Origin of the sequence: Croceitalea dokdonensis DOKDO 023 (assembly GCF_001306415.1) — a bacterium.
Lineage (GTDB): Bacteria > Bacteroidota > Bacteroidia > Flavobacteriales > Flavobacteriaceae > Croceitalea > Croceitalea dokdonensis.
The window spans coordinates 120,014-143,363 of sequence record NZ_LDJX01000005.1 but is presented as its reverse complement, the minus strand read 5'-3'; the positions used below and the strand labels follow the sequence as shown (position 1 = coordinate 143,363).

The window sequence follows — 23,350 nt, the reverse complement described above, 5'->3', positions numbered from 1 at the left end:
GACAATTGTCATATTTCAACCGGACGGTATCTTTTAGCTTTGTTCCTTCAATTAGAAGGTATGTGCAGTTTAACCCATAAATACAATATCCCTGGTCCAAGGTATACCAGTTATCCAACGGTGCCCTACTGGGAAACCGATGGTTTTAGCAATAAAAAATGGAAGCTCAGCGTAAAACAAAGTTATCAGGAAAGCAAAGAGGAGGGCATTAGCATTTACATCCATCTCCCTTTTTGTGAGAACATGTGCACCTTTTGCGGCTGCCATAAACGCATTACCAAAAGACACGAGGTAGAACTGCCGTATATAAAATCCGTTTTAAAAGAATGGTCCCTATACCGAGACCTATTGGGGACAAGACCAATCATCAAAGAACTACATCTTGGAGGTGGTACGCCCACCTTTTTTTCGCCTAAGAACCTACAGCTGCTGATCCATGGGATATTTAAACTGGCGGATAAGGCCAAAAATGCGGAACTTAGCTTTGAGGGCCACCCTAATAATACGACCAAAGACCACTTGCAATCCCTGTTCGATGTTGGATTTAGGCGTGTCTGCTTTGGTGTACAAGATTATAATGAAAATGTGCAGCGCGCCATTAACCGCATACAACCTTTTAAAAATGTGGAAAACGTGACCAAATGGGCCAGGGAAATTGGCTATACTTCTGTGGGGCACGATATTATTTACGGACTACCTTTTCAAAACATTGATGACGTAAAGCATACCATAGCTAGAACCAACCAACTACGCCCAGACCGATTGGCATTTTACAGTTACGCCCATGTTCCGTGGTTAAAGGGAAATGGCCAAAGGGGATATAAAGATGCCGATCTACCAACGACAGAGGACAAAAAACTACAGTATGAAATTGGCAAACAACAATTGACTGCTTTAGGTTATATAGACATTGGCATGGATCATTTTGCCTTGGTTACAGATAGTCTTTATACCGCTAGCAATAACGGCAATCTCCATAGAAACTTTATGGGCTATACCGCTTCCAAAACCAAGCTAATGATTGGTTTGGGCGCATCTAGCATCAGTGATAGTTGGCACGCATTTGCACAAAATGTGAAAAACATTGAAGAGTACCAACATTTGGTGGCCCATGATATCATTCCCGTATACCGGGGCCATGTATTAGATGAAGAGGACAAAATTATCCGCCAGCATATTTTAAACCTCATGTGCAGGTTTGAAACCAATTGGCAGTTAACCCCTACCAATGGACTGGACACACAGCACATCTTGGACAAGGTAACCGAACTGGAAAAGGATGGTTTGGTGACCGTTAATCCCCACGGCATTAAGGTCACCCCAAAAGGGAGACCCTTTATCAGAAATATAAGTATGGCGTTTGACTTAAAATTACAACGAAAACGACCAGAAACAAGACTTTTTTCAATGACCGTATAACATTAAATCCCAAACAACATGAAAAATATCATTGTACCTATCGACTTTTCCCCTAAATCAGAAATAGCCCTTAAAGTAGCGGCAAAACTAGCCAAACAGAGCAAGGCAGAACTGTTGGTCCTACATATGTTGGAACTCTCACCCGCCATTTCCGGAAACACGGAATATCTGCCGCAGGCCCATATTGTTCACCTGATGAAAATTACCGAAAAACGCTTTAACGATTTTCTAAGCAAACCTTATTTAAAGGATATTAAGGTAACACCCATCATCAAACATTACAGGGTCTTTAGCGAAGTGGATGATGTGGCCAAAAAACACGATGCAGACCTTATCGTCATGGGTTCCAACGGTGCGGATGGGCTGGAGGAAATCTTTATTGGTTCCAATACGGAACGCGTAGTGCGTGATTCTGTGATTCCCGTATTGGTCATCAAAGGTGAAACGGCCCAATTTAAAGTAGAACGCTTTGTCTTTGCTTGTGATTTTAAACAAGAAAGTATAGCTGCGGCCAAGAAGGCCATCGCATTTGCGGACCGTTTGGGGGCGAAACTAAGAATGGTCTTTATCAATACCCCAGCAGATAACTTCTTAAGCACGGAAGACGTACAGAAACGTATCTCCAAGTTTATGAATGTAGGTAGATTGAGCCTAGATGTGGACATATATAATGACTACACTGTGGAAAAAGGCATTTTAAACTATGCCGAAACCAATGGTGCGGATTTGATAGGCATACCAACACATGGCCGTACCGGCCTTGCCCATTTTTTTATGGGAAGTATTGGTGAAGACATTGCCAACCACAGTAAAATACCGGTAATCACCTTTAAGATATAAGGAAAAATAATGGCCTTTTCAGGGTCATAAACTTAAAGGGCATTGGTATACTGTTTTAGGGGTATGGAGTAGCAACATAAACTATTTTATACAAACCGCCCGCTACGTGACCCTAGAAATCTGTATCCATGATTACCAAACTGATATGCCGTACGGATGATATCCCGTTTTGAATACTAAAAAAGGAGGTGTTAAAAACACCTCCTTTTTTCCTTAAGCAAGCCAACAAACTTTTAGTGATGATATGATTTTTATCATGTTTATTGCAGGTATGGCTAGTTATCTTTAAGTAAGAAATTTAAAACAACTCCTCATGAAAAAGCGTGTTCCAGTATCCCAGATAATGACCAAAAATGTGGTCACCCTAAGTACAAAAGATGATTTAGTAACCGCCGAAGAGCTCTTCAAAAAAAACAGGATCAGGCATATTCCCGTAACGGCTGGCGACCAGATATTGGGCATGCTCAGTTATACGGATTTAATGCGCATCAGCTTTGCCGATGCCATTGATGAACACGAACAAGATGTAGACACCATGGTTTACAATATGTTCACCATTGAGCAGGTGATGGTCAAAGATGTGATATGCGTAGCTCCACAGGCCACCATCCAGGAAGTGGCTGCTTTCTTGGCGCAAAAGGAATTTCATGCGCTGCCCGTGGTGGATGGCGAGACTTTGGTGGGCATTGTTACCACTACAGACCTCATCAACTACTTATTGGCGCAATATTAATTGTTGATTGATTTACGTTAAACATCAGCTAAGGGGGATTAGCTGAGTTCCATTAAGGGGAAGCTTCTTAGGAAGTTTTCCCTTTTTTGGTTTTTAAAACACCAGGCCTCTACATTGGAGAATCAATCGTTACGGGTTTCCGTAAGGTATTTGTTTTTTCCAAAGAAATTATTGACTTTGCGAGATATACCATAAAACCAACCAAACATGAAATTCTCCAATGTATGTATCCTTTCTTTACTTTTTATTGCTTCCCACAGCTTAGGGCAAGATTTTGATAGCCAACTGGAACAGCTCGCGGCTGGGCTTTCTAAAAAAATAGAAAGTAAGGGAAAAACAAAAGTTGCCGTTTGGGGATTCTTCACCGAAAACGGAGAAAAAACGGCATTGGGCAACTATATAACCGAAGACTTTTCCGTTTATCTTACCAATTTTGGCAACAAGTTTGAGGTTATAGACCGCAACCATTTGAACGTTCTTTTAAAAGAGCACCAATTAAATTCAGAAGGGTATATTGATGAAAACACCGCTAAAGAACTTGGAAAAATTGTAGCAGTAGATGTGATTATTACAGGAACATACACTGTATTAAATTCTGTGGTTAAGGTTAGGGCCAAAGCATTGGATACCGAAACTGCCCTTCAGTTTGCGGCCTCTATGGGCAATCTTGCCCTGAACGAAAATATTGCATCCTATTTAGGGGTCAGTGTTAATGGTGGTAACTCAACCAATAGAGGATTCAATAGCCAATTAAGCTCCAATGAAACTGTAAATAATCCAGAAACCGTTGATGAAAACTGCAAAAAAACTTCTACAGGTGATGTTTGCTTTGCAAATAGTTCATCTCAAAAGATTATTATTGGGATTTATTACTTCCCAAGTAAAAATGTTCAATTATACTCGAGAAGACGAAAAACAGTTATTTTAGAATCCAAAGAAACAAAATGCATTTATCAAGTAGGAAACGAACCTTTAACTTTTTTTATATCTAATTGGAATGTTTTTGTGGACGAAGAGAAATTCAATGGAAGTGAAAGAAATTTATATAGTACTAGATATGCACAATATTTAAAAGACAAAGGTGAACTCAAGGTGGAGACCTGTAAATCCAAAACCTACACCATTAAATAATTTCAGAGGTGTATTTTTCTTAAGGCAACTTTTAACGCTTCTGCATCGGTAAAACCGACACCACTTACGGAGTAGGATTGTGACAGCGCTTGGAGCTTAGTACCCGTATTTTTATTGTAAGTATCAAAAAACAGATGTAACTTACAGGTAATCAATTGTTGACTATTGGTGTAAAAGCTGTAATCCGTAGAACCAACACAGACTACTTCCGTAGAAGCAGATGAACTTAAATCTCCGTTCAGTAATCGGCTCTTATTCACAGAGCCACCTGCTTTAACCTTATAGTTGGTGAAAAAGGTATTTTCAACGTGACTGACTACAATTTTATCTAATCCTGTTTTATTAAAAATATAGATGCTAGCTGAATTGGGAGTTGGATTTACTGCCACTTCACTTTTTTGTGCTTCTATTAAAGGGGAATCTGCCTTAACTAAAGGTATAGTCAAGGTATCCTTTTCTTCGATCAAGGTTTTTATCTCTGTCTTGTCCTCTGCCGCGCCCGAAAAAAATTCCTTGATGTCCCAATCAAACAGTTTCACCAACACAGCTACTACCAATAACACCTTCAACAACAAGCTTAAGGAATTCTTTAACTTTCTTTGCCTACGGCTTTGAAACATGATTTTATTTTGTTTACAGTAAATCTTCTAAAATCCCATCAAGGTCTTCATCTTCTATATGAATATCACCATTGTCATCGGCAACAAAGGCTGCGTTAAAAAAGTCCCCAATGGCATCCAAAATATCAAAAGCAAGTTCCTCCTTCAATTTTTCAAGGGTCATTGTTGGCAAAAAAACCAAACCAAATAGCCCCATTTTTTTGTTGATGCGAATAAGCTTTTTAAGCCTAACCTCCATTTCTACGAACTTATCATCTATCACTGAGGTGATTAAGGGCTCCAATTGCGTTTCTCCCCATTTATTAAAAGACGCCTCAAAGGCTTTTGCAATACGTTGGTCAAACATAGTTGCAAAAGCCTTGGTATCAATCGAATTTGATAGTGCATCCAGTTCCTTTAAAAAAAGAAGCACCTTCTCTATTTCGTTAGATAGTTTGGTATCTGTTCCATCCAACCCTGCTTGACCAGCATCCAAACCAATATAGTTGGAAAAAGGCCTTGGCCTAAAATTCACCAACCAAGCAAGTACCTCAATTGCCTCGCTTTCCTGAGGTTTCAGGCTTTTTCCCACTAAAAACCTTCTAATGACTTTATACCGGCTTAAATTATGAAAATCAGCATCCGTAATTTCATGGGTGTTGATCCGCAAAAACCGTTTTAAAAATCTACTATCTTCTTTGGAAATACCTTGATAGAACAAAGCTTTAACCGCTTCCCTAATTTTAGACAATGTAGGATTGGGATACCCAGCGATCATACCGCCACTATCTGTATGGTATTTAGTCAAAATTCCCTCTCTGTAAGCAAGATGCTTATCTACTTTCAAGCGTTAATTGTTATTTCAACTTTGTACATACCTGTCCATTTCTATCCAAAAGTGACTAAAAATTTGTGCCCACCTATGATTTTGGTTCTTTTACACAAGAAATATTTCCATAGCGCATAGCGAACATAGTCAAACTTTCCATAAAAGGCAATAACGAAAAGGATGACAATAAACTGCTTGAAACAAAAACTTGGTTTAAGACTTTATTTAGCACTACGGTCGCTTGCCTATCTATTCATGAATAAAGAAGAGCCATTTATAGCGGTAGGGATGGCTCGAACACTACCGAGTATTAATCTTTAAAACCTGTTACTTATGAACAAGTTTTTAGGAAGTATCGGTTTGCTTGCCATTTTGATTTTGGCTTCATGTGAAACAACCGAAGTTGCGGACGAAGAATCACTTTTTGAAATAGCAACCGAGGGAGAAGAGGAAAAGCCAGATGATAAACCCGAGAATTAGTTAAGAATAGGTCAAATCGCACCCCTTAGGTGCGATTTGATTTTTTTAAATACATTTACCATAAAGGTTTCTGTGCGTATTTCATATCTCTTACTTTTTTTTATCATTCTTGTTTCCTGTAAAAAGATGGGTACCGCGCATGATGAACGCACTTCTTCTGAAAAAGCGATCTTACATTTATACGATAAGGCAAAAGACATGGCCTATTCACCCATGGAAAGAAAAGAATATCTCCATAAGGCCTTAAGAACCCATACCAAAAATGACTCTTTAAAGGTTGTTATGCGCTATTCTAAATGTAACCTTCATTTTTCTTTAAAAGAGTATGACAGTCTGTTCTATGAAGGCAAAAAACTCACCGAGTATGCTACAGCTAGCTCAGACTTTTTGAGTTTGGGCAAGTATTACCATTTAATGGCCTATTATTATGAGAATGTAGCCCACCATATGGATAGCGCGTATTATTACAATAATGTATCGAAAAACTATTATCTACAAGTTCCGGATAGCAGTAGAGCTTTAAAGAGACTACTACGACAGGCAGTTTTGCAAAATATAAGCAACGATTTTTTTGGTGCTAAGGAAACATTGACCGAGGCACTTCGCTACCCTAAAAACAGCATAACCAACAAAGATTTAGGGCTCATTTATGGCGAATTGGCAGCCAATAACAACAAACTTTCCAATCATGAAGATGCCATTTCTTACTATAAATTTGCCATAGCTACCACTAAAGACTCCGTTGACATTCTCGCTTATAAAAATAATTTAGCATCCACTTTAATCAATCAGGGACGGTACGCTTCTGCCATTAGTTTATTAAAACCCTTGTTGGCAGATACCTTGGTAGAACAAAAAACCGGGTTTTACGCACGGGTTCTAGATAATTTAGCTTTTGCGGAATGGAAAAATGGTAAAGAACAGCAAAGACCAAAACTTTTTGAAGCGCTAAAGATTAGAAAAGAGAAAAACGACAAGCGCGGACAAATAGCAAGCTACTCGCATTTGGGAAAATACCATTCAAAGGATTACCCCAAGCAAGCGGAAAAATATTTTGATACCGTCATCCACCTCTCAAGACAATTGAAAATTCCAAAAGCAGAACAAGATGCCTTAAAAAACCTAATGCACCTGCAGCCCAATAACGTTAAGATTAGAAACCGCTATGTTTTTCTACAAGACAGTTTGTATCAAGTAGGATTAACGGTAAAGACCCAATTCGCCAAAATGAAATACGATGATGAACAAAAACAACTATCCATACTCAGGCTTGAAGCCGAACAAGAACGGAAGAATACAGATTTGGCGAGAGAACAACTTCAAAAAATCCTTCTTCTGGCACTAAGTGTAATTTTATTGCTCATCGGTACTTTTTTAGTTTTCTTTTTGAAACAACGCCACAAAAAAGAAAAGTTACAAGAAGTTTATGCTACCGAAAAACGAATTTCCAAAAAGGTTCATGACGAATTGGCCAACGATATTTATGGCGTCATGACCCTAATGGAACATAAAAATCCTTTTCCTAAAGAAGCTGCATTACAAGGCCTAGATGATATTTATAAGCGTACCAGAAATATATCCCATGCCACCGGACATATAGACACAGAGAACTTCTTGGAAGAATTACGGAACCTGTTGTCCCAATTCAGGAGCGACGATATGACGATGGCCGTGCTGGGCATGGACAAGGTGAAATGGGGCAGCATCCCCAGTGAAACAAAAATCACCTTGTACCGAGTACTGAACGAACTTATGGTGAACATGAAAAAGCATAGCGGGGCCACTGCGGTATCCCTCCGTTTTCAACAATTGGGAAACAACCTTAATTTCTGGTATACAGACAATGGCAGGGGTGTGCAACTGCCCCTAAACAGAGGTGAGGGAATTTACAATACGGAAACCCGTACCAAAAATCATGGAGGAACAATTAGCTTTGATTCTGCACCCAACAAGGGTTTTAAGGTACAATGTACCTTACCCATATAACAAGGGAAAATGTTTGAGAAAATTTTGGTGGTCGAAGATTTGGATAGCATTGGCTTTGGCATTGTACAGATGCTCAAACAAAAAACTGCGGCAAGGGAAGTGGAACAGGCCCTGTACTGCGATGAAGCCTACTTAAAATTTCTTAGAGCCCAACAAACCCAACAACCTTTTGATTTGGTCATCACAGACCTTTCTTTTAAGAGAGACCACCGAAAAAGCCAGATTAACTCAGGAAATGAACTGGTGAAAACCCTAAAAGCAAAGCAACCGGATCTAAAAGCCATCGTATATTCTGTGGAAGACCGTTCCATGAAAGTGAAATCCCTAATAAAAAAATATAATATAGACGGGTATGTGGTCAAGGGAAGGGAAGGTTTAAAACACTTGATAAAAGCCATGGATGCCATTGCCAATAACCAAAAATATCTAGCTCCTGAAGTATCCAGTTTCATAGACCGAAAAACGGTGTTTGAGCTTGACGAATATGATATTGAACTTCTACGCCAACTCTCCCTTGGGTTAAACCAGAGAGAAATCTCAGCGTTTTTTCAGAAAAAAAACATCCAACCCAGCGGTATCAGCTCCATTGAAAAAAAGCTCAACAGGCTAAAGCTGGAACTCAATGCCAAAACCGTTACACAATTAGTGGCCATGGGTAAGGACTTTGGGTGGGTATAACCAGTGTATTTCAACGTTTATTTTTGGCAGTTTAACAAAAATATAGGCTTAAGCCACCCCGCTACGGAAAGCCGTATGGAACACATGTTTGACGGTATTAGGTTTGCCTCACACACAAAAACCACTATTAAAATGAAAAAAAACATAAGAAGTTCCGTACTTGTATTTTTCTTAATTCTAATCACAAGTTGTAGTACCGATGATGGACCTACCAGAAATGACATTAGCATTGTACCAAACACCTTTCTAGACCGAGAAAATGAGGTTTTAGGAGAAATTAATGTAGCCAACCGTGAAATTGCCATCTCCGTTTGGGACCACGGAAGAATTGACGGAGATATTGTGACCATCTATGTGAACGGCGAGGCATTGATCGCAGAGCGTCTTTTGGAGGGCCCCGGTGATAAGTTTACCGTAAGCACCACGCTTGAATTTGATGGCTACAACTACATCTTGCTGTATGCACATAATGAGGGTAGTATATCTCCCAATACGGCATCCATGTCCATCGATGATGGCGTAAATGTCAATGAATTTATTCTGGAGGCCAATCTATTGACCAATGGAGCCGTAGACTTGATCGTTAATTAGTGAGACTGCTTTTTGCTAGTCTATAGGGTTGCAACCTAAGTGTTACGCTCACGCCATGTACAATAATGGTCAAATGGTGCATTTTGACCCAATTCTTTTGCACTTAAACAAATTTTAGGTCCTCTCAGAGGGCATTACGGATACCCGTAAGGAATAGTGTTTAGTAGGGTATAGGTTTGTTTTTAGAACGAAAGACTTTAAGAATAATGAGACCTAATTTCCAAAATCCCCTAACCTATACTAAAGGTAAACGCTGGCAGAAATCAAAAGGAATACCAATGGCGATTAACTATCACATAACAACATTTCTTGTTTTATCAGTTTTTATCTATCAACAAGGGTATGCGCAAAATAATTCCATTGGGGGCATCTTCAACCAAAGCTGGAGCAGCATCACCTATATGGTGGACAAGCAGCCCGTATTTGACATCTCAAAAACAAAAAGTGTTATTATCTCAGAAATCGTCAACGATATCAAAAGGGAGGATAATCACACTATTGACATTTATGATGAATTTGTAACCCAGGTCACGGAAATTAATGGCCTAAAATTAATAGATAGGGCTAAAACTAAATCCTTGTTGAAAGAATTAGATTTTCAACGTAGTGGGTATGTAGACGAAAACCAAATAAGAAAAATAGGTAAATTTTATGGTTCTGGCCTAATCATTTTTGGCAGAATCCAGACCGATAATTTTGCCCAGAGCATCGATAGAAACCGCTCACTCATTAGAAATGGATGTCCCGTTCAAAAAAGACTTGGGGTTTATCGTTTAGATGTAAATCTCAAAATAATAGATCTGCAAACGGCAGAGGTACTTTTCTCAAGAACGTTAAAATCCAAAATCAATAGAGAAGGACCCAAATACGATTGTCAGACCCCACCAAGCCTAAATTCTGTTGAATTTTTTCAATTTGCAAAAGAAGAAATTGGACAACAGTTCAGGGAGCTATTTACCGTTCACCAAAAAGAATATGAAATTGATTTTCAGACCCACAGAAAATTCAACGAAGACCTCAAAAAGGCAATTACCCTTTTGGAAATTGACGATTTTGATGGAGGCTATGCAAAAATCAAGGAGATTGCAAAAGAAACACGTGACGAAAAAGCCAAGTCTTTTGCACTTTACAACTTAGCTAAAATGCAACTTTTTAATGGAGAATATGATGCCAGTCTACAAAATGCCAAAGACGCGTATTTGCTAAACCCAAAAAACGACGCTTGTTTGGAGATTATTAATGAATTAAAATAACCACCGGCTCTTATAAGCAGTCACAAAACCCTTAGAATTTAAAGCGAAAGTAGATAATATATGCCAATATTTTCATTGAACTAAATATGAACTTCAAGAACCTAGACTTTACAAAAGTCCTGCTCAGAATATTGGAGCTACTTATTCTGAAGCCTTTAACCATACCGTTTAACATTTATAAAAATGCGCTCTTTGCATTATCTAATTCCCGGTCAGCTGATTCAGAGGAGAGCAACCTTTCCGGGGAGTTTCCCCTATACATTTGGTATGTTAGCATCTTTGACGCTATCATAGTCATCTCCTATCCTATTGGCATTCTAGCAGCCTTTTTCGCGGCTATCCAAGCACCGTACAAAAGTTTTCAAATATTTATTGGTATTCTGGTAGCTACCTATTTCTACCCTTTATTATTTGGCTTATTTAGGGAACTTGCCCAAATAGCCTTAAAGGTACTGCTGTATTTAAAGATTATCTCCAAAAACAGCACATCATGATGGCATTCTTGAAAGATATTTTCTCCAGATACAACCACATTTTGATCAATTCATTAAGTTTAACACTCCTACTCTTAGGATTTGTGATATCCTGCAAAGACAGCAAAAAAAGCAATACCGGAGCGTCTGAATATGATAAGTTGATGAACAAGGCCGATATTGTATTGGAGGAAAAAAACAGTTTAGAAGCAGAACCCCAAACGGAAAACAAAGCCCCTAAAGGGACCACTAGGGACAATTTAGACATGGACGTGCAGTTTATCAGCGGTATACCCATGTACAATCTTTCTACAGGCTACAATGTGGAAGAGCATGAGCGCTTTTTGGCCGCCACCAAATTGTGCTGGTCGTTTGATTATAAAGAAACGTTTGGCGAAACCAGAAAGGGAAATTACAAGAACGGTGGGGAACGCATCAACATCGCCAGCTGCTGCGCTTCTTTTATACCTAGTCCGTTCCTCTCACCGTTTGAATATTATTATAGCCTGTACCATGGCAACACGGATATCAAAACCTACAAAAACAATGTTTTTAAGCTAAAAGAAATACGGGAAAACTTAGTTTCCGAAAACTTTGAATCCTTTAAAAATATGATAGCGGAAGCCAAAACGGATAACCTTGAGTCTTACAGTATAAGCACCTCAACCATACAAAACTATAACTTTGACACAGAGCAACTAGAAATTAGATATTACATCTCCAATACCAAGAAAGTGGGTAGCGGCAATGCAAGGGTACAGGCTACGGGTAATAGGTTGCGCAGGTCAGTCACACACTTTATACCAATGTCCCCAAAAAAGGCCAAGGCCATTTATGAACACTATGGGTCCTTAAACGAATACAACAAGAATCCACCATTTCAATTGATTACCAAAACCACCTATTCCATGGGCATCCCTGCTGTGGAAAAAAGGCCCTACAATTTTGAAATAGCCTTAAAAAAAATAGAATTTTTTAGGTCCAGCAAAGCATATCCAGAGCCGGAGGACAAAATAGGTGAAATACAATTTATAGAAAAGCCAAGCGCATAAACCTTTAAACCAAGCTATTATGAAAAAGTACCTTCTACTCTTCCTGGTAATCTCTTTTTTAACTTCCTGCGGATCAGACAATTTAAGCAATTCCAAGGCGGAAGATATTGTTACAGACTGTCTAGCTGCCAACCCAGAACAAAGAACAGCAAGGTTTAGAATCGGTAAGGCAACCTTTACCAAACAAGATTATGACCAAGAACTGTTGCAGAAGTACTTAAAACTCGCCGACGAAGACTATTTAGAAATGGAGCTGGTTAGAGAAATTACCAAAGGTTGGCAAAAAGGCAGTAAGGAGTATGCTATAAAACTTACCGAGAAATCATTGGAGTTTATGGAGGAAGTACCTGAAAAAGAAGGGAATGCCACAGCCAAAACCTTTCAATACGAGGTGGGCGAAGTGCTTGAGGTTCACGAAACCCCAGCAACCAACACGGCAGAGGTTAAAGTCAATTTTAAGGCAGTGGACATTACCCCTTTCGCCATCTTCTCAAAAAAGGACCCTACCGAGTTTTGGGTCAAAAAACTACAGTTTTCCAAAACCAGCAACGGTTGGAAATACTGCGATAATTTTTAAAGTCAGAATTTATAGAACCTAAAATTTTTTAAAAATTAAAACTATGAAATACTTTACACATGGTGTGAAACTTTTACTCACTTGCATATTAGCTTTGACTTTATCGCTTTGTTCGGATGATAATGACGACACAACTGTTGAGATTTTTGAACCGGTTACACTAAACTTAGCAGAGGCCAATGTGACTAGGGAAGACACAATGTTTATGCTCCAGGGTTTTATGTTCCGCGTTGAACGAGCGGAATCTAGCAGCGGTATAGCTGGTATACTACTAGCTTTTCCCAGTGAAAACGGCGATTTTAGCACATTAGAACTGGATTTAACAGATACAACAGGGATTTCGAAGATGACAATTTCTTTATTCAATAATTGTAGCAATTGTTTAGATATCCAAGTTTTTAACGAAAATCAAATAGTAACCGAAGTAAAAGGAACAGCTTTAGATTCTGGATCAAACCTCTTGGAAATTGAAGTAGACTCACCAATAACTAGCTTAAAAATTGGCTCGGCAGAAACAATAGTAACTTCTATCAAACTTGAATAAGAAAATCTAATACTTGCCAAAATACACCTTACTAATTTATTACAATGTTGTCGTTATACCCCTCGCTTAATGAAGCAATACTGGTACTTCTTCAGGAACCAAATGATTTATAAAACAGACCTCGGCTATTCGGGGGATTAGCTGAGTTCCATTAAGGGGAAGCTTCTTAGGAGGTTTTCCCTTTTTTGGTTTTTATCACCCAATCAAAGTGGTATATGTTACTTGAATCTGTATGCTGAGGGCCGGAACTGTCAGCCATTTAGATAGAAAGACTTCGATTGCGGGTTCCGGTCCATTCTTAACAGAGGCCCTGCCAGGACAACATCATCAAAATACCAATGTTGGGTATGCCCAAAAATATCAAGAATATTCAAGTTAAAGGTTCGCTTAAAAAACGCCAAGGTATGCTGCCCATCAGAAAAGATTTACCCATAAATGAGCTTATCATATATTTTGAGGCAACACTGCTACAACTTTTTTGAATTTTGGGTTAACCATCTCTTTAACCTAACCCTTAAACCGCTTAAAGGCTGCCTTCTCCAGCATTTCTTGGTGGTCTGGATGTGCAATGGAAATGAGTGCTTTGGCCCGTTGTTGCAGGCTCTTCCCAAACAGGTTTACCTCACCAAATTCTGTCACCACATGGTGTACATGTGCCCTAGTGGTGGTAACTCCCGCTCCCGTGTTGAGCACCGGAGTTATTTTTGACACCCCTTTTTTAGTGACCGATGGCATGGCAAAAATGGGTTTCCCGCCTTGGGAAAGGGATGCACCGCGTATAAAGTCCATTTGGCCACCTACCCCAGAAAACTGAAAAGTACCCAAAGTGTCCGCGCATATCTGCCCGGTAAGGTCTATTTCTATGGCACTATTAATGGCGGTGACCTTGGGATTACGCCTTATTCTGGCCGTATCGTTGGTGTAGGCAGAATCCCTAAAATCACAAATGGGGTTGTCATCTATAAAATCGTACAACGCGCGTGAACCAACGGCAAAACAACTTACGATTTTGCCACGTTTTACGGCTTTCTGTTTACCGTTGATTACGCCTTTGGCCAACAACGGCAATACACCGTCCGAAAACATTTCCGTATGGATGCCCAAATCCTTATGGTTCCCTAAATTGGCCAAAACAGCATCTGGTATACTACCAATTCCCATTTGCAGGGTGGCTCCATCCTCAACCAGAGAGGCAACATTTTCACCTATCTTACCCTCAATATCACCAACAACCGTTGGCAGGTGCTCATGTATGGGCCTGTCTACCTCTACGCCAAACGAAATTTCATCAATATGTACCATTCCAGTGCCGTGCGTCCTGGGTACTGAGGGATTAATTTGGGCAATAATCCTCTTGGCCGTTCTTACCGCCGGTAAGGCAACATCCACAGAAACCCCCAATGAACAATAGCCGTGTTTGTCCGGCGGCGACACCTGAACAAAAGCCACATCCAAGGGCAAAATATTCTGATAGAACAGTCGCGGTATTTCACTTAAAAAGATAGGAATGTAATCCCCCTCCGGGGTATTCACAAACTTGCGCACGTTACCGCCCACAAAGCAGGAGTTAAGATGGAAGGTGCCGCTGTAAGGCCTTTGCGTATATTTTGCATCTCCCTCTGTGTGTATGGAAACAATCTCTATATCCTTTAATTCTTTGTATCTGTCACATAAACCATCTATCAATTCATTGGGGGTCATGGCCGCTCCTTGAAAGAAGACCCTGTCACCAGATTTCACAATTTTTACGGCTTCATCTATGGCTACTATTTTCACTACTATTTCTTTTGAATTTGAATTTGATTTTCTTATTTTTTTGATGTTTTAATGGGTCATCCTCCCAATTCCGCAACTTAAAAAAGATTTTGCCTTGGTCGTAAAGGGATTGTGGGCATCCATTTTAGGATAGCCCAAGGACTGCAAAGCTTTTTCTACCTGCGGGATATCTGCCTTATTTTGACAATCAAAACTGACCAAGGAATCCGCGACGTAGACCGTTGCATTGGAAATCCCCACCATACCATTTAATCTTTTGATAATGGTAGTGGCGCACCCTCCACATTTTAAGTTCTGTACCGTAATTTGGTGTTCCATCTACAACAAGGATTGGGGTTCTTTAAATGGGGAAAGGGCTACTTTTCGTTTTTTTATTCCGTTAAATCCTTCACTGACATCAACAAAATTGTGCCAACCCCTTTGTTTTAGGATGGATGCCGCAATCATTGAGCGATAACCACTCACGCAATGTAGCACAAAGGACCTGTTTTCTGGAAAGGCATCCAAGCGGTTATTTATGGAGTTTAAAGGAATGTTCAGGGCACCTATGACATGTTGGGCATCAAATTCACTTTTCTTGCGAACATCAATGATCAATGGACCTTCATCTTTATAGGCTTTTTCAAATTCCTCACTGGATATTCGCACCAAGGAGTCGTAGTCTTTACCACTATCTTTCCAACTTTGAAATCCACCGAGCAGAAAGCCTAGGGCATAATCATAGCCTACGCGGGACAAGCGGGTTACGGCCTCTATCTCTGTCCCTGGCTCACAAACCAAAACCATTTCTTGTTTTACATCCGGTATGAGCTCCCCTACCCACTGGGCAAAGCTTCCGTTTAGTCCAATATTGATGCTATTGGGAATAAAGCCCTTGGCAAAATCCTCTGGGTTTCTGGTATCCAGCACCAAGGCATGTATCCCTTCTACCACGGCCTCAAAATTTTCTGTGTTCAAGGGGGTCATAGCGCGTTGCATTACCACCTCTGCACTGTCATACCCCTTTATGTTCATCATTACATTTTGGGGAAAATACAAGGGTGGCGTCGTAAGTCCGTCCAAGACTTCCTTTTTGAACTCTTCTTTGGTCATATCTGCCCTTAGCGCATAATTGGTACGTTTTTGGTTGCCCAGGGTGTCCGTAGTTTCTTGACTCATTTTTTTACCGCAGGCAGAACCTGCCCCGTGATTGGGATAGATCACCAGGTGGTCTGATAAGGGCATGATCTTATTTCTTAGGGAATCATATAAATGCCCAGCCAACTTTTCCTCTGTAAGTTCTGAAGCGACATGTTGCGCCAAATCCGGTCTGCCCACATCACCAATAAACAAGGTATCTCCCGTGATTAAACCATGTTCCTTGCCGTTTTCATCAATCAATAAATAGGTAGTACTTTCCATGGTATGCCCAGGGGTATGTATGGCCCTAATGGTATAATCCCCAACCTTAAATTCCTGACCGTCTTTTGCTATAAGGGCGTCATAATCCGGAGTTGCCGTTGGACCAAAAACTATAGTGGCACCGGTTTCTTCTTGTAGGTTTAGATGGCCACTCACAAAATCTGCATGGAAATGGGTCTCAAAGACGTATTTTATCTTGCATTGGTCATGTTCTGCCCTGTCTATATAGGACTGTACCTCACGTAAGGGGTCAAAAATAGCCGCTTCCCCTTTATTACTAATGTAGTAGGCGGCATGCGCCAAACAACCGGTATAAATTTGTTGAATCCTCATTCTAAAATGGTATTTCCTTCGTTACGATTAGAATTTCTGTTATCAAAATCTTTATTTCTTAAGTGGCAACCTTTTATGCTCATTCCTTCCTTTTGTACCCACAAAACAGCCCATCCATTAAGACAAGGCTAATGCTTTGGCAGTTGATGACACTCCATATCCGCAGCAACTATTTCCGTTGCATTCGGTGCCTTGGGAGATACATAGGGAATCCCCAATCCCAATCCGCGTACAATAAAAAGCACCCCGATCAAGACCACGAAAACCGGTATGGCCTTTTTTACCCTGGTAGATATCTGCCCCCTAAAAAGGGAACCAAAAACTACGGCACCAGTCATTAAAGGTATGGTACCCAATCCAAATAACAGCATGTAAAGTGCACCCCCTAGTGGAGTCCCAAAGGCTATGGCCCCAACCAAGGCCATATAAACAAGGCCACAGGGCAAAAACCCGTTCAAGAAACCTATGGTCAAAAACGTGTCCGGGGTTCGTTTTTTTAGAGCCTGGCCAAGTCTGGATTTCACTTTTGATATCAGTTGATAGATGGGTTTTGCCAAATTGATTTTTTTAAGATGGGCGGCGGGCACCAATACCAGCACAATCATAAGAAGTCCCATGACAATAGATAGCTTTTGCTGAAAACCAAAGAGGTAAAGACCTTTACCAATACTGCCAAACAAAAGACCCAATACACTGTAAGAAACTAAACGGCCGGCATGGTACATCCCCAACTGCAATAGCTTTTTGGACTTGCGTTCCCTATCCAATGGTAACATAAAAGCAATGGGACCGCACATTCCCAAACAATGCAGTGAACCTAAAGTACCCAAAACCAGAGCGGATAGTAACATATGAATAAGCAGATCCTAAATATTTATAAATTGTTTTATGTTTTCCCACAAAAAGGATACAAACGCAACATAAGATCAAACAAAACTAATTTAGTTGTTTAAAATCTTGCTTTGCACAAGCCCTAATCAGTAACTTATCTTCTCTTTATGAAGAAAGGTTTTACCCTTGTATTTCCATTCAATGGTAATGTCCCACCGACCGTCTAGCAGGCGATTGTCAGGTATGAGCAAATGTGTTTTGGACAAACTTATAGGAAAGTTAAAATCCAAATGCCTGTTCGACGGTCTATAAAGGGACACTTTACCAGTGATTTTATCTGTATTAAATTCCTTTGGAAAAAAGACCTTAACGCCCTCCTCCATTTTTTTAATTGTTAATTGGGCATTATTGGCCGCGGCATTTGCCTCTGCATCTATTTCATCTTGATAGGCAAGCTCTTTTTTGTAATAGCTGTCCGTAACCAAATCATGGTTGGCACGATCGTCCATACCCATGCGGACTACGAAATAAAGAATGAAGGAGATAAATCCTATAAATGCCAACACAATTCCTGTTCCCCAATTTACTTTCATTTTATAGCTTTTTAACCTTGTTTATTTTAAGTTCCAATACAAAACTGGACACCTGTCCTATGGCTTTTTCTAATTTATTTTAATGATAACTCCGTGGTGCCAAAAACTGGGTCACCGTTTTCTCTATAAGCTTACCTTTACTATACACTCCTATTTCCAGTTTATCCTTATCACCGTTTAATGCGGATGCGTTTATCTCAATGAACAGCGTACCTTCTGCCAATGCTTCTGCCGGTACCACAAAGGTATCTTGGGAAACCATTTTTATTTCCCCTTTGTGGGACAATAGTTTAAAACTGACTTCATTGATGTCCTCAAAAGTTTTGTTGACCAGTTTATAGGTGTATACATTGCTCAATATGTTATCGGCCTTTCTTTCATACAGCTGCCCCGGCAACCTAAATATATTGGCTTCAATTTCATTCCTCATGAAGAGCATCGCCACCAAAACTCCTGTAAGTATGATTAAAACGGCCGTATAGCCCTTCATACGAGCAGTAAAGGTAAATTTTGATTTATTGTTGATTTCATCCTCACTGGCATACCTGATCAACCCCTTGGGCTTGTCAATCTTTTCCATGATGTCATCACACTCATCTATACAGGCCGTACAGTTCACGCACTCCAATTGGGTCCCATTTCTGATATCTATGCCCGTAGGGCAAACATTCACGCACTGAAAACAGTCAATACAGTCACCATGCCCCAAGGCGTCCCGATCTTCATTCTTTCGGAATTTCTTTCTACCACTGTCCCCTTCACCCCTTTTATGGTCATAGCTTACCACAATGGATTTATCATCCAACAGCACTCCCTGCATCCTACCGTAAGGACAGGCAATGATGCATACCTGTTCCCTAAACCAGGCAAATACAAAATAAAACACTGCCGTAAAAATCAATAGTGGCACTATGGTGCCCAAATGTGCCATAGGTCCATCAACCACATATTGGATAAGCGTATCACTTCCTATCAGGTAAGCCAAAAACACATTGGAAATAAAGAAGGAGATGATAAAAAAGACCGTCCATTTTAAGGCTCGTTTTTTAATCTTGGTAGCATTCCAAGGCGCCTTGTCCAATCGCATCTGTGCGCCACGGTCCCCATCTATCCAATATTCTATCCTACGAAAGACCATCTCCATAAAAATGGTCTGTGGGCACATCCATCCACAAAAAATACGCCCATAGGCCACCGTAAACAGTGCAATAAAGATCACTGCAATAATCATGGATATCACCACTAAGTGAAAATCCTGGGGCCAAAAGGGAAAGCTAAAAATATTAAACCTTCTTTCCAGCACGTTGAACAACAAAAACTGGTGTCCGTTGATCTTTATAAATGGTGACGCAAACAAAAACAATAAGAGCACATAACTTACGTATTTCCGATATTCGTAAAAACGCCCGCTCGGCTTTTTGGGAAATACCCACGCCCGCTTACCTTCTGCACTTATAGTGCCTATGGAATCCCTAAAATTATCGTCCATATGCTTTGGTAATGCTATGCTGTTTTATTTAGTTGAACTCTAACCGCACTTTGTTAACGACTCGGAAACAGCCCAATACTTCCTCTAATTCATGGCTACCGTAGTAGAATCGGATACCTGTTCTACTGGAGCCTCTTCTGTTTGCTTTGCTTTTTCCTCCTTAGGTGCATTTGGATCTACCCAAACATCACCCTCGGGCGCCTTGGGATTGGCCGGGGTCGTGCCTTGGAACTGAAGCACATAACTGGCCACCTGCGCCATTTCCAATGGTTTTAAACTCTGTTTCCAGGCTACCATTCCCTTACCATCACGCCCACCTTCGGATATGGTGTTGAATACATTTTTAATACCCCCGCCCAATATCCAATTTGCATCGGTAAGATTGGGGCCAATACCACCACCACCATCTGCCATGTGGCAGGCCACACAACTAGTTTCAAAAATGGCCTTTCCTGCCTTAAGATCGGAAGCATCTGTCAACAACTCTACTGTATTGACATCAAAAAGGTTCTTGGCGGTCTTCTTATATTCTTCAATGGCAATTTTGGCCTCTGCTACCTGAATCTCATATTCTTCGGCCTGGGTATAATCATCAACAACATGGAACCTTACCAAATAGACCACACCAAACAATATGGTTGCGTAGAACATATAGACCCACCATGGGGGCAATACGTTATCCAACTCGCGGATACCATCATAATTGTGATCTAATATAATTTCACCCTCCTCTTCAATTTTCTTGGTACGGGTTAATTTGGCATACATGGCCTTGCCCCACTCCCACTCGTACTTTTTGTCCTTGGCCGCCAAATATCGCTCTTGTGCCTGGGGGGACAAGGTTCTAAACATTACGGATTCTATGGCCTTTAGAATAAGCTCAATGGCCACTAAGATTAGGAGCACCAACAACATAAACAACTGCGTTGCGGGGTATTTAATGATGGCGGGCTGCACACCGGAATCTATAAAGTACTCCATAAGGCCAAAGACCAAGAAGAACAAAACAGGAATACGGATCCACCAGGGCGTTCTAGTAAACATAATTTTAGGTTTTATTGGTTATCATTATCCAGAGGCAATTCCCCCATTTCTTTTATATGTGACTTGCTCGCTGTAAAGACCCACCAAAAAAGCAGGCTAAAGAACAAGAAGAAGATGAGCAGTGATATCATGGGATAAGTTGCGACCCCATCAATACTCTCCATATGGCCTTTTATGAATTTCAACATCGTTTTTTATAGATTTTAAACCTTAGTTCCAAGGGGCAAGAAGTCTCTGGTTTTCTTCCTTGGTCCTATGGTCATGGTTCTTATTTATTCTTTGTTTTCAGACAGTAACCCATCTGTGTTTTTAACTTTGATATCCGTACCCAATCTTTGCAGGTAAGCAATCAAGGATACAATCTCCCGATCTCTCATTTCCACAAATTCCTCACCGTTTTCCTGCGCGTATTTTTTATCCGCTTCATAAGATTTGGCAAACTCTGGGTCATTGTATAAATTTTTCTCTATCTGTGTGGCCTGCGCAGCCATTGCCTCTTGTGCATTGGCAATATCCTCTGGCGTGTAGGGCACACCAAGGGATACCATGGCTTCCATCTTGGCCTCCGTACTGGATCGATCGTGTTTATTTTGTACCAACCACTGATAGGCCGGCATAATAGATCCGGCAGAGGTACTCTGCGGGTCGTACATATGGTTTAAGTGCCAATTATCTGAATACTTGCCACCAACCCGCAGTAAGTCTGGACCAGTTCTTTTACTTCCCCAAAGGAACGGATGGTCATAAACAAACTCTCCTGCCTTGGCATATTCCCCATAACGCTCTACCTCACTCCTGAACGGACGGATCATTTGCGAATGACAGCCCACACAACCCTCACGGATGTAAAGGTCACGACCCTCCAACTCTAAGGCGGTATAAGGTTTTACACTGGTAATGGTAGGGATATTGGATTTTACTAAAATTGTGGGCACAATTTGAATGATACCCCCAATTAATATAGCTACGGTGGCCAGTAGTGTTAATTGGACCGGCTTTCTTTCCAACCAAGTATGGAAGGTCTCCCCGGCTACCCGTCTTTTGGATACCCTTTCCAAGGCTGGGGCCTCTGCCATCTCATCCGTGATGGCACTACCTTTTCTAATGGTAATGATTACATTGTAGACCATGATGAGCATCCCCACGATAAACATGGTACCCCCAATGGCACGCATCCAGTACATAGGGATGATCTGCTGCACGGTTTCCAAGAAGTTCCCGTAGACCAAGGTACCATCTGGATTAAACTCTTTCCACATTAAAGCCTGGGTAAATCCGGCAACGTACATAGGTAAGGCATATAGGATAATGCCCAAGGTTCCGATCCAGAAATGCAGGTTGGCCAATCCTTTGGAATACAGAGTGGTCTTCCACATCTTAGGTACGAGGTAGTAGATCATACCAAAGGTCAAAAATCCGTTCCAGGCCAGGGCACCAACGTGCACGTGTGCAATGATCCAATCACTAAAGTGTGCCACGGCATTTACATTTTTTAGGGAGAGCATGGGGCCCTCAAACGTGGCCATACCATATCCTGTAATGGCGACCACCATAAATTTTAGGGTAGCGTCTGACCGTACTTTGTCCCAAACGCCCCTGAGGGTCAATAAGCCATTGATCATACCGCCCCAAGATGGCGCAATCAACATAATGGAGAACACCACACCTAAATTCTGTGCCCAATCTGGCAAGGAGGAATACAACAAGTGGTGTGGTCCTGCCCAGATATAAATAAATATCAATGACCAAAAGTGAACAATGGAAAGTCTGTAGGAGTATACCGGCCTATTAGCGGCTTTTGGCACAAAATAGTACATGAGCCCCAAAAACGGCGTGGTCAGGAAAAATGCCACTGCATTGTGCCCGTACCACCACTGTACCAAGGCATCCTGTACCCCAGCATAGACCGAATAACTTTTAAGGCCTGCTGCCAATACGGGCAGTTCCAAACTGTTAAAAATATGAAGTACGGCAACGGTTACGAACGTGGCCAGGTAGAACCAGATTGCCACATACAGGTGACGTTGACGCCTCTTTAAAATGGTTCCGATCATATTGATACCGAACACCACCCAAATAAGGGCAATGGCAATATCAATGGGCCATTCCAGTTCTGCATATTCCTTGGATGTGGTATACCCCAAGGGAAGGGTAATGGCTGCGGAAACTATGATCAACTGCCAACCCCAAAAATTAATGTTGCTCAAAAGGTCATTGAACATCCGCGCTTTGAGCAAACGTTGCAATGAGTAATATACCCCTGCAAAAATGGCATTGCCCACAAAGGCAAAGATGACCGCATTGGTATGCAATGGCCTTAAACGACCAAAGCTTAACCACGAAATGCCGTCTGTTATATTGGGGAACAGGAACATAAAGGCCAAGAGCAGCCCCACGACCATACCCACAACACCCCAAAGCATGGTGGCATATAGAAACTTTTGTACGATTTTATTATCGTATTGAAATTGCTGTACTTCCATAATTACTCTGTTTGACTATTGTTTTGGTTGTTATTTTCTTTTGGTGTTGGTGCAACGAGTTCGTCCTCAAACAACATGCGGACCGATGGGGTATATGCATCATCATATTGCCCAGACCGTACGGAAAGGACAAAAGCGATAAAAAAAATCAAAGCGACACATATACTGATGGTCAGTAACACATAAATCACACTCATACCTACCTGAATTTGGAT

The 23,350-nt window shown here is 40.8% G+C and carries 26 protein-coding genes; 14 read left to right on the top strand and 12 right to left on the bottom strand.

All coding sequences use genetic code 11. From position 1 onward, the window contains the following. Positions 1-60: 60 nt before the first annotated feature. The 4 genes from hemN to I595_RS11525 all read left to right on the top strand — a co-directional run bounded on the left by hemN (position 61) and on the right by I595_RS11525 (position 4,123). Positions 61-1,419 carry an oxygen-independent coproporphyrinogen III oxidase gene (gene hemN / locus I595_RS11540; RefSeq protein WP_054559589.1) on the top strand — a complete coding sequence of 453 codons (1,359 nt, stop codon included), beginning with the start codon at positions 61-63 and terminating at the stop codon, positions 1,417-1,419. 18 nt (positions 1,420-1,437) lie between these two features. After that, on the top strand, positions 1,438-2,259 hold the full coding sequence (locus I595_RS11535; protein WP_054559588.1) for a universal stress protein: 822 nt from the start codon (positions 1,438-1,440) through the stop codon (positions 2,257-2,259). Between the two features lie 313 nt (positions 2,260-2,572). Next, positions 2,573-2,992: a CBS domain-containing protein gene (locus I595_RS11530; protein WP_054559587.1), complete on the top strand. Its 420-nt coding sequence runs from the start codon at positions 2,573-2,575 to the stop codon at positions 2,990-2,992. A gap of 207 nt (positions 2,993-3,199) precedes the next feature. Further along, the gene (locus I595_RS11525) at positions 3,200-4,123 is read left to right on the top strand and encodes a FlgO family outer membrane protein (RefSeq protein WP_054559586.1); all 924 of its coding nucleotides are present in this window, start codon (positions 3,200-3,202) and stop codon (positions 4,121-4,123) included. 2 nt (positions 4,124-4,125) lie between these two features. On the opposite strand, the gene I595_RS11520 is transcribed toward I595_RS11525, so the two are convergent. Beyond that, positions 4,126-4,743: a hypothetical protein gene (locus I595_RS11520; RefSeq protein WP_054559585.1), complete on the bottom strand. Its 618-nt coding sequence runs from the start codon at positions 4,741-4,743 to the stop codon at positions 4,126-4,128. Between the two features lie 13 nt (positions 4,744-4,756). Beyond that, complete coding sequence (locus I595_RS11515; RefSeq protein ID WP_157449733.1) at positions 4,757-5,569, bottom strand: hypothetical protein; 813 nt, start codon at positions 5,567-5,569, stop codon at positions 4,757-4,759. A gap of 315 nt (positions 5,570-5,884) precedes the next feature. Here I595_RS11515 and I595_RS17410 point away from each other — a divergent pair, with 315 nt between their 5' ends. The 10 genes from I595_RS17410 (at position 5,885) to I595_RS17760 (ending at position 13,667) form a co-directional block, all read left to right on the top strand. After that, entirely contained in the window at positions 5,885-6,031 is a 147-nt protein-coding gene (locus I595_RS17410; RefSeq protein ID WP_157449732.1) for a hypothetical protein, read from the top strand. A gap of 126 nt (positions 6,032-6,157) precedes the next feature. Beyond that, positions 6,158-8,017: an ATP-binding protein gene (locus I595_RS11510; protein ID WP_054559583.1), complete on the top strand. Its 1,860-nt coding sequence runs from the start codon at positions 6,158-6,160 to the stop codon at positions 8,015-8,017. Between the two features lie 9 nt (positions 8,018-8,026). Next, positions 8,027-8,695: a response regulator gene (locus I595_RS11505; protein WP_054559582.1), complete on the top strand. Its 669-nt coding sequence runs from the start codon at positions 8,027-8,029 to the stop codon at positions 8,693-8,695. Positions 8,696-8,827: 132 nt separating this feature from the next. Next, entirely contained in the window at positions 8,828-9,286 is a 459-nt protein-coding gene (locus tag I595_RS11500; protein ID WP_157449731.1) for a hypothetical protein, read from the top strand. A gap of 278 nt (positions 9,287-9,564) precedes the next feature. Then, entirely contained in the window at positions 9,565-10,539 is a 975-nt protein-coding gene (locus I595_RS11495; protein ID WP_172675944.1) for a CsgG/HfaB family protein, read from the top strand. An 86-nt stretch (positions 10,540-10,625) separates the two neighbouring features. Beyond that, positions 10,626-11,033: a hypothetical protein gene (locus I595_RS11490; RefSeq protein ID WP_054559579.1), complete on the top strand. Its 408-nt coding sequence runs from the start codon at positions 10,626-10,628 to the stop codon at positions 11,031-11,033. Further along, positions 11,030-12,064 carry a hypothetical protein gene (locus I595_RS11485; RefSeq protein WP_054559578.1) on the top strand — a complete coding sequence of 345 codons (1,035 nt, stop codon included), beginning with the start codon at positions 11,030-11,032 and terminating at the stop codon, positions 12,062-12,064. Before I595_RS11490 ends, I595_RS11485 begins: the two co-directional genes overlap by 4 nt. Positions 12,065-12,083: 19 nt before the next feature. Beyond that, a complete protein-coding gene (locus tag I595_RS11480) occupies positions 12,084-12,641 on the top strand; it encodes a tetratricopeptide repeat protein (RefSeq protein WP_054559577.1) in 558 nt (185 codons plus the stop codon). A gap of 43 nt (positions 12,642-12,684) precedes the next feature. Continuing rightward, positions 12,685-13,185, top strand: coding sequence for a hypothetical protein (locus I595_RS11475; RefSeq protein WP_054559576.1), 501 nt, complete (start codon positions 12,685-12,687; stop codon positions 13,183-13,185). A 347-nt stretch (positions 13,186-13,532) separates the two neighbouring features. Continuing rightward, positions 13,533-13,667 carry a hypothetical protein gene (locus I595_RS17760; RefSeq protein WP_262485537.1) on the top strand — a complete coding sequence of 45 codons (135 nt, stop codon included), beginning with the start codon at positions 13,533-13,535 and terminating at the stop codon, positions 13,665-13,667. 25 nt (positions 13,668-13,692) lie between these two features. Here I595_RS17760 and I595_RS11470 read toward each other — a convergent pair whose 3' ends face one another. The 10 genes from I595_RS11470 to ccoS all read right to left on the bottom strand — a co-directional run bounded on the left by I595_RS11470 (position 13,693) and on the right by ccoS (position 23,332). Beyond that, complete coding sequence (locus tag I595_RS11470) at positions 13,693-14,961, bottom strand: acetyl-CoA hydrolase/transferase family protein (RefSeq protein ID WP_054559575.1); 1,269 nt, start codon at positions 14,959-14,961, stop codon at positions 13,693-13,695. 48 nt (positions 14,962-15,009) lie between these two features. Continuing rightward, entirely contained in the window at positions 15,010-15,279 is a 270-nt protein-coding gene (locus tag I595_RS11465) for a heavy-metal-associated domain-containing protein (protein WP_054559574.1), read from the bottom strand. Continuing rightward, on the bottom strand, positions 15,280-16,695 hold the full coding sequence (locus tag I595_RS11460; RefSeq protein WP_054559573.1) for an MBL fold metallo-hydrolase: 1,416 nt from the start codon (positions 16,693-16,695) through the stop codon (positions 15,280-15,282). Positions 16,696-16,823: 128 nt separating this feature from the next. Further along, positions 16,824-17,546, bottom strand: a complete 723-nt coding sequence (locus I595_RS11455; RefSeq protein ID WP_054559572.1) for a sulfite exporter TauE/SafE family protein — start codon at positions 17,544-17,546, stop codon at positions 16,824-16,826. Positions 17,547-17,672: 126 nt separating this feature from the next. Then, the gene (locus I595_RS11450; protein WP_054559571.1) at positions 17,673-18,119 is read right to left on the bottom strand and encodes a FixH family protein; all 447 of its coding nucleotides are present in this window, start codon (positions 18,117-18,119) and stop codon (positions 17,673-17,675) included. 79 nt (positions 18,120-18,198) lie between these two features. Continuing rightward, positions 18,199-19,608: a cytochrome c oxidase accessory protein CcoG gene (gene ccoG / locus I595_RS11445; RefSeq protein ID WP_054559570.1), complete on the bottom strand. Its 1,410-nt coding sequence runs from the start codon at positions 19,606-19,608 to the stop codon at positions 18,199-18,201. Positions 19,609-19,692: 84 nt separating this feature from the next. Further along, a complete protein-coding gene (locus tag I595_RS11440) occupies positions 19,693-20,652 on the bottom strand; it encodes a cbb3-type cytochrome c oxidase N-terminal domain-containing protein (protein ID WP_054559569.1) in 960 nt (319 codons plus the stop codon). Between the two features lie 11 nt (positions 20,653-20,663). Continuing rightward, the gene (locus tag I595_RS11435; protein ID WP_054559568.1) at positions 20,664-20,840 is read right to left on the bottom strand and encodes a cytochrome c oxidase subunit IV; all 177 of its coding nucleotides are present in this window, start codon (positions 20,838-20,840) and stop codon (positions 20,664-20,666) included. 84 nt (positions 20,841-20,924) lie between these two features. After that, the gene (gene ccoN, locus I595_RS11430) at positions 20,925-23,135 is read right to left on the bottom strand and encodes a cytochrome-c oxidase, cbb3-type subunit I (protein ID WP_054559567.1); all 2,211 of its coding nucleotides are present in this window, start codon (positions 23,133-23,135) and stop codon (positions 20,925-20,927) included. 2 nt (positions 23,136-23,137) lie between these two features. Continuing rightward, positions 23,138-23,332, bottom strand: coding sequence for a cbb3-type cytochrome oxidase assembly protein CcoS (gene ccoS, locus I595_RS11425; RefSeq protein WP_054559566.1), 195 nt, complete (start codon positions 23,330-23,332; stop codon positions 23,138-23,140). Between the last annotated feature and the right edge of the window lie 18 nt (positions 23,333-23,350).

Coding starts and splice junctions, on each gene's coding strand:
- hemN (WP_054559589.1), top strand. CDS start 61: ATGTGCAGTTTAACCCATAAATACAATATCCCTGGTCCAAGGTATACC.
- I595_RS11535 (WP_054559588.1), top strand. CDS start 1,438: ATGAAAAATATCATTGTACCTATCGACTTTTCCCCTAAATCAGAAATA.
- I595_RS11530 (WP_054559587.1), top strand. CDS start 2,573: ATGAAAAAGCGTGTTCCAGTATCCCAGATAATGACCAAAAATGTGGTC.
- I595_RS11525 (WP_054559586.1), top strand. CDS start 3,200: ATGAAATTCTCCAATGTATGTATCCTTTCTTTACTTTTTATTGCTTCC.
- I595_RS11520 (WP_054559585.1), bottom strand. CDS start 4,743: ATGTTTCAAAGCCGTAGGCAAAGAAAGTTAAAGAATTCCTTAAGCTTG.
- I595_RS17410 (WP_157449732.1), top strand. CDS start 5,885: ATGAACAAGTTTTTAGGAAGTATCGGTTTGCTTGCCATTTTGATTTTG.
- I595_RS11510 (WP_054559583.1), top strand. CDS start 6,158: ATGGGTACCGCGCATGATGAACGCACTTCTTCTGAAAAAGCGATCTTA.
- I595_RS11505 (WP_054559582.1), top strand. CDS start 8,027: ATGTTTGAGAAAATTTTGGTGGTCGAAGATTTGGATAGCATTGGCTTT.
- I595_RS11500 (WP_157449731.1), top strand. CDS start 8,828: ATGAAAAAAAACATAAGAAGTTCCGTACTTGTATTTTTCTTAATTCTA.
- I595_RS11495 (WP_172675944.1), top strand. CDS start 9,565: ATGGCGATTAACTATCACATAACAACATTTCTTGTTTTATCAGTTTTT.
- I595_RS11490 (WP_054559579.1), top strand. CDS start 10,626: ATGAACTTCAAGAACCTAGACTTTACAAAAGTCCTGCTCAGAATATTG.
- I595_RS11485 (WP_054559578.1), top strand. CDS start 11,030: ATGATGGCATTCTTGAAAGATATTTTCTCCAGATACAACCACATTTTG.
- I595_RS11480 (WP_054559577.1), top strand. CDS start 12,084: ATGAAAAAGTACCTTCTACTCTTCCTGGTAATCTCTTTTTTAACTTCC.
- I595_RS11475 (WP_054559576.1), top strand. CDS start 12,685: ATGAAATACTTTACACATGGTGTGAAACTTTTACTCACTTGCATATTA.
- I595_RS17760 (WP_262485537.1), top strand. CDS start 13,533: ATGCCCAAAAATATCAAGAATATTCAAGTTAAAGGTTCGCTTAAAAAA.
- I595_RS11465 (WP_054559574.1), bottom strand. CDS start 15,279: ATGGAACACCAAATTACGGTACAGAACTTAAAATGTGGAGGGTGCGCC.
- I595_RS11460 (WP_054559573.1), bottom strand. CDS start 16,695: ATGAGGATTCAACAAATTTATACCGGTTGTTTGGCGCATGCCGCCTAC.
- I595_RS11455 (WP_054559572.1), bottom strand. CDS start 17,546: ATGTTACTATCCGCTCTGGTTTTGGGTACTTTAGGTTCACTGCATTGT.
- I595_RS11450 (WP_054559571.1), bottom strand. CDS start 18,119: ATGAAAGTAAATTGGGGAACAGGAATTGTGTTGGCATTTATAGGATTT.
- ccoG (WP_054559570.1), bottom strand. CDS start 19,608: ATGGACGATAATTTTAGGGATTCCATAGGCACTATAAGTGCAGAAGGT.
- I595_RS11440 (WP_054559569.1), bottom strand. CDS start 20,652: ATGTTTACTAGAACGCCCTGGTGGATCCGTATTCCTGTTTTGTTCTTC.
- I595_RS11435 (WP_054559568.1), bottom strand. CDS start 20,840: ATGTTGAAATTCATAAAAGGCCATATGGAGAGTATTGATGGGGTCGCA.
- ccoN (WP_054559567.1), bottom strand. CDS start 23,135: ATGGAAGTACAGCAATTTCAATACGATAATAAAATCGTACAAAAGTTT.
- ccoS (WP_054559566.1), bottom strand. CDS start 23,332: ATGAGTGTGATTTATGTGTTACTGACCATCAGTATATGTGTCGCTTTG.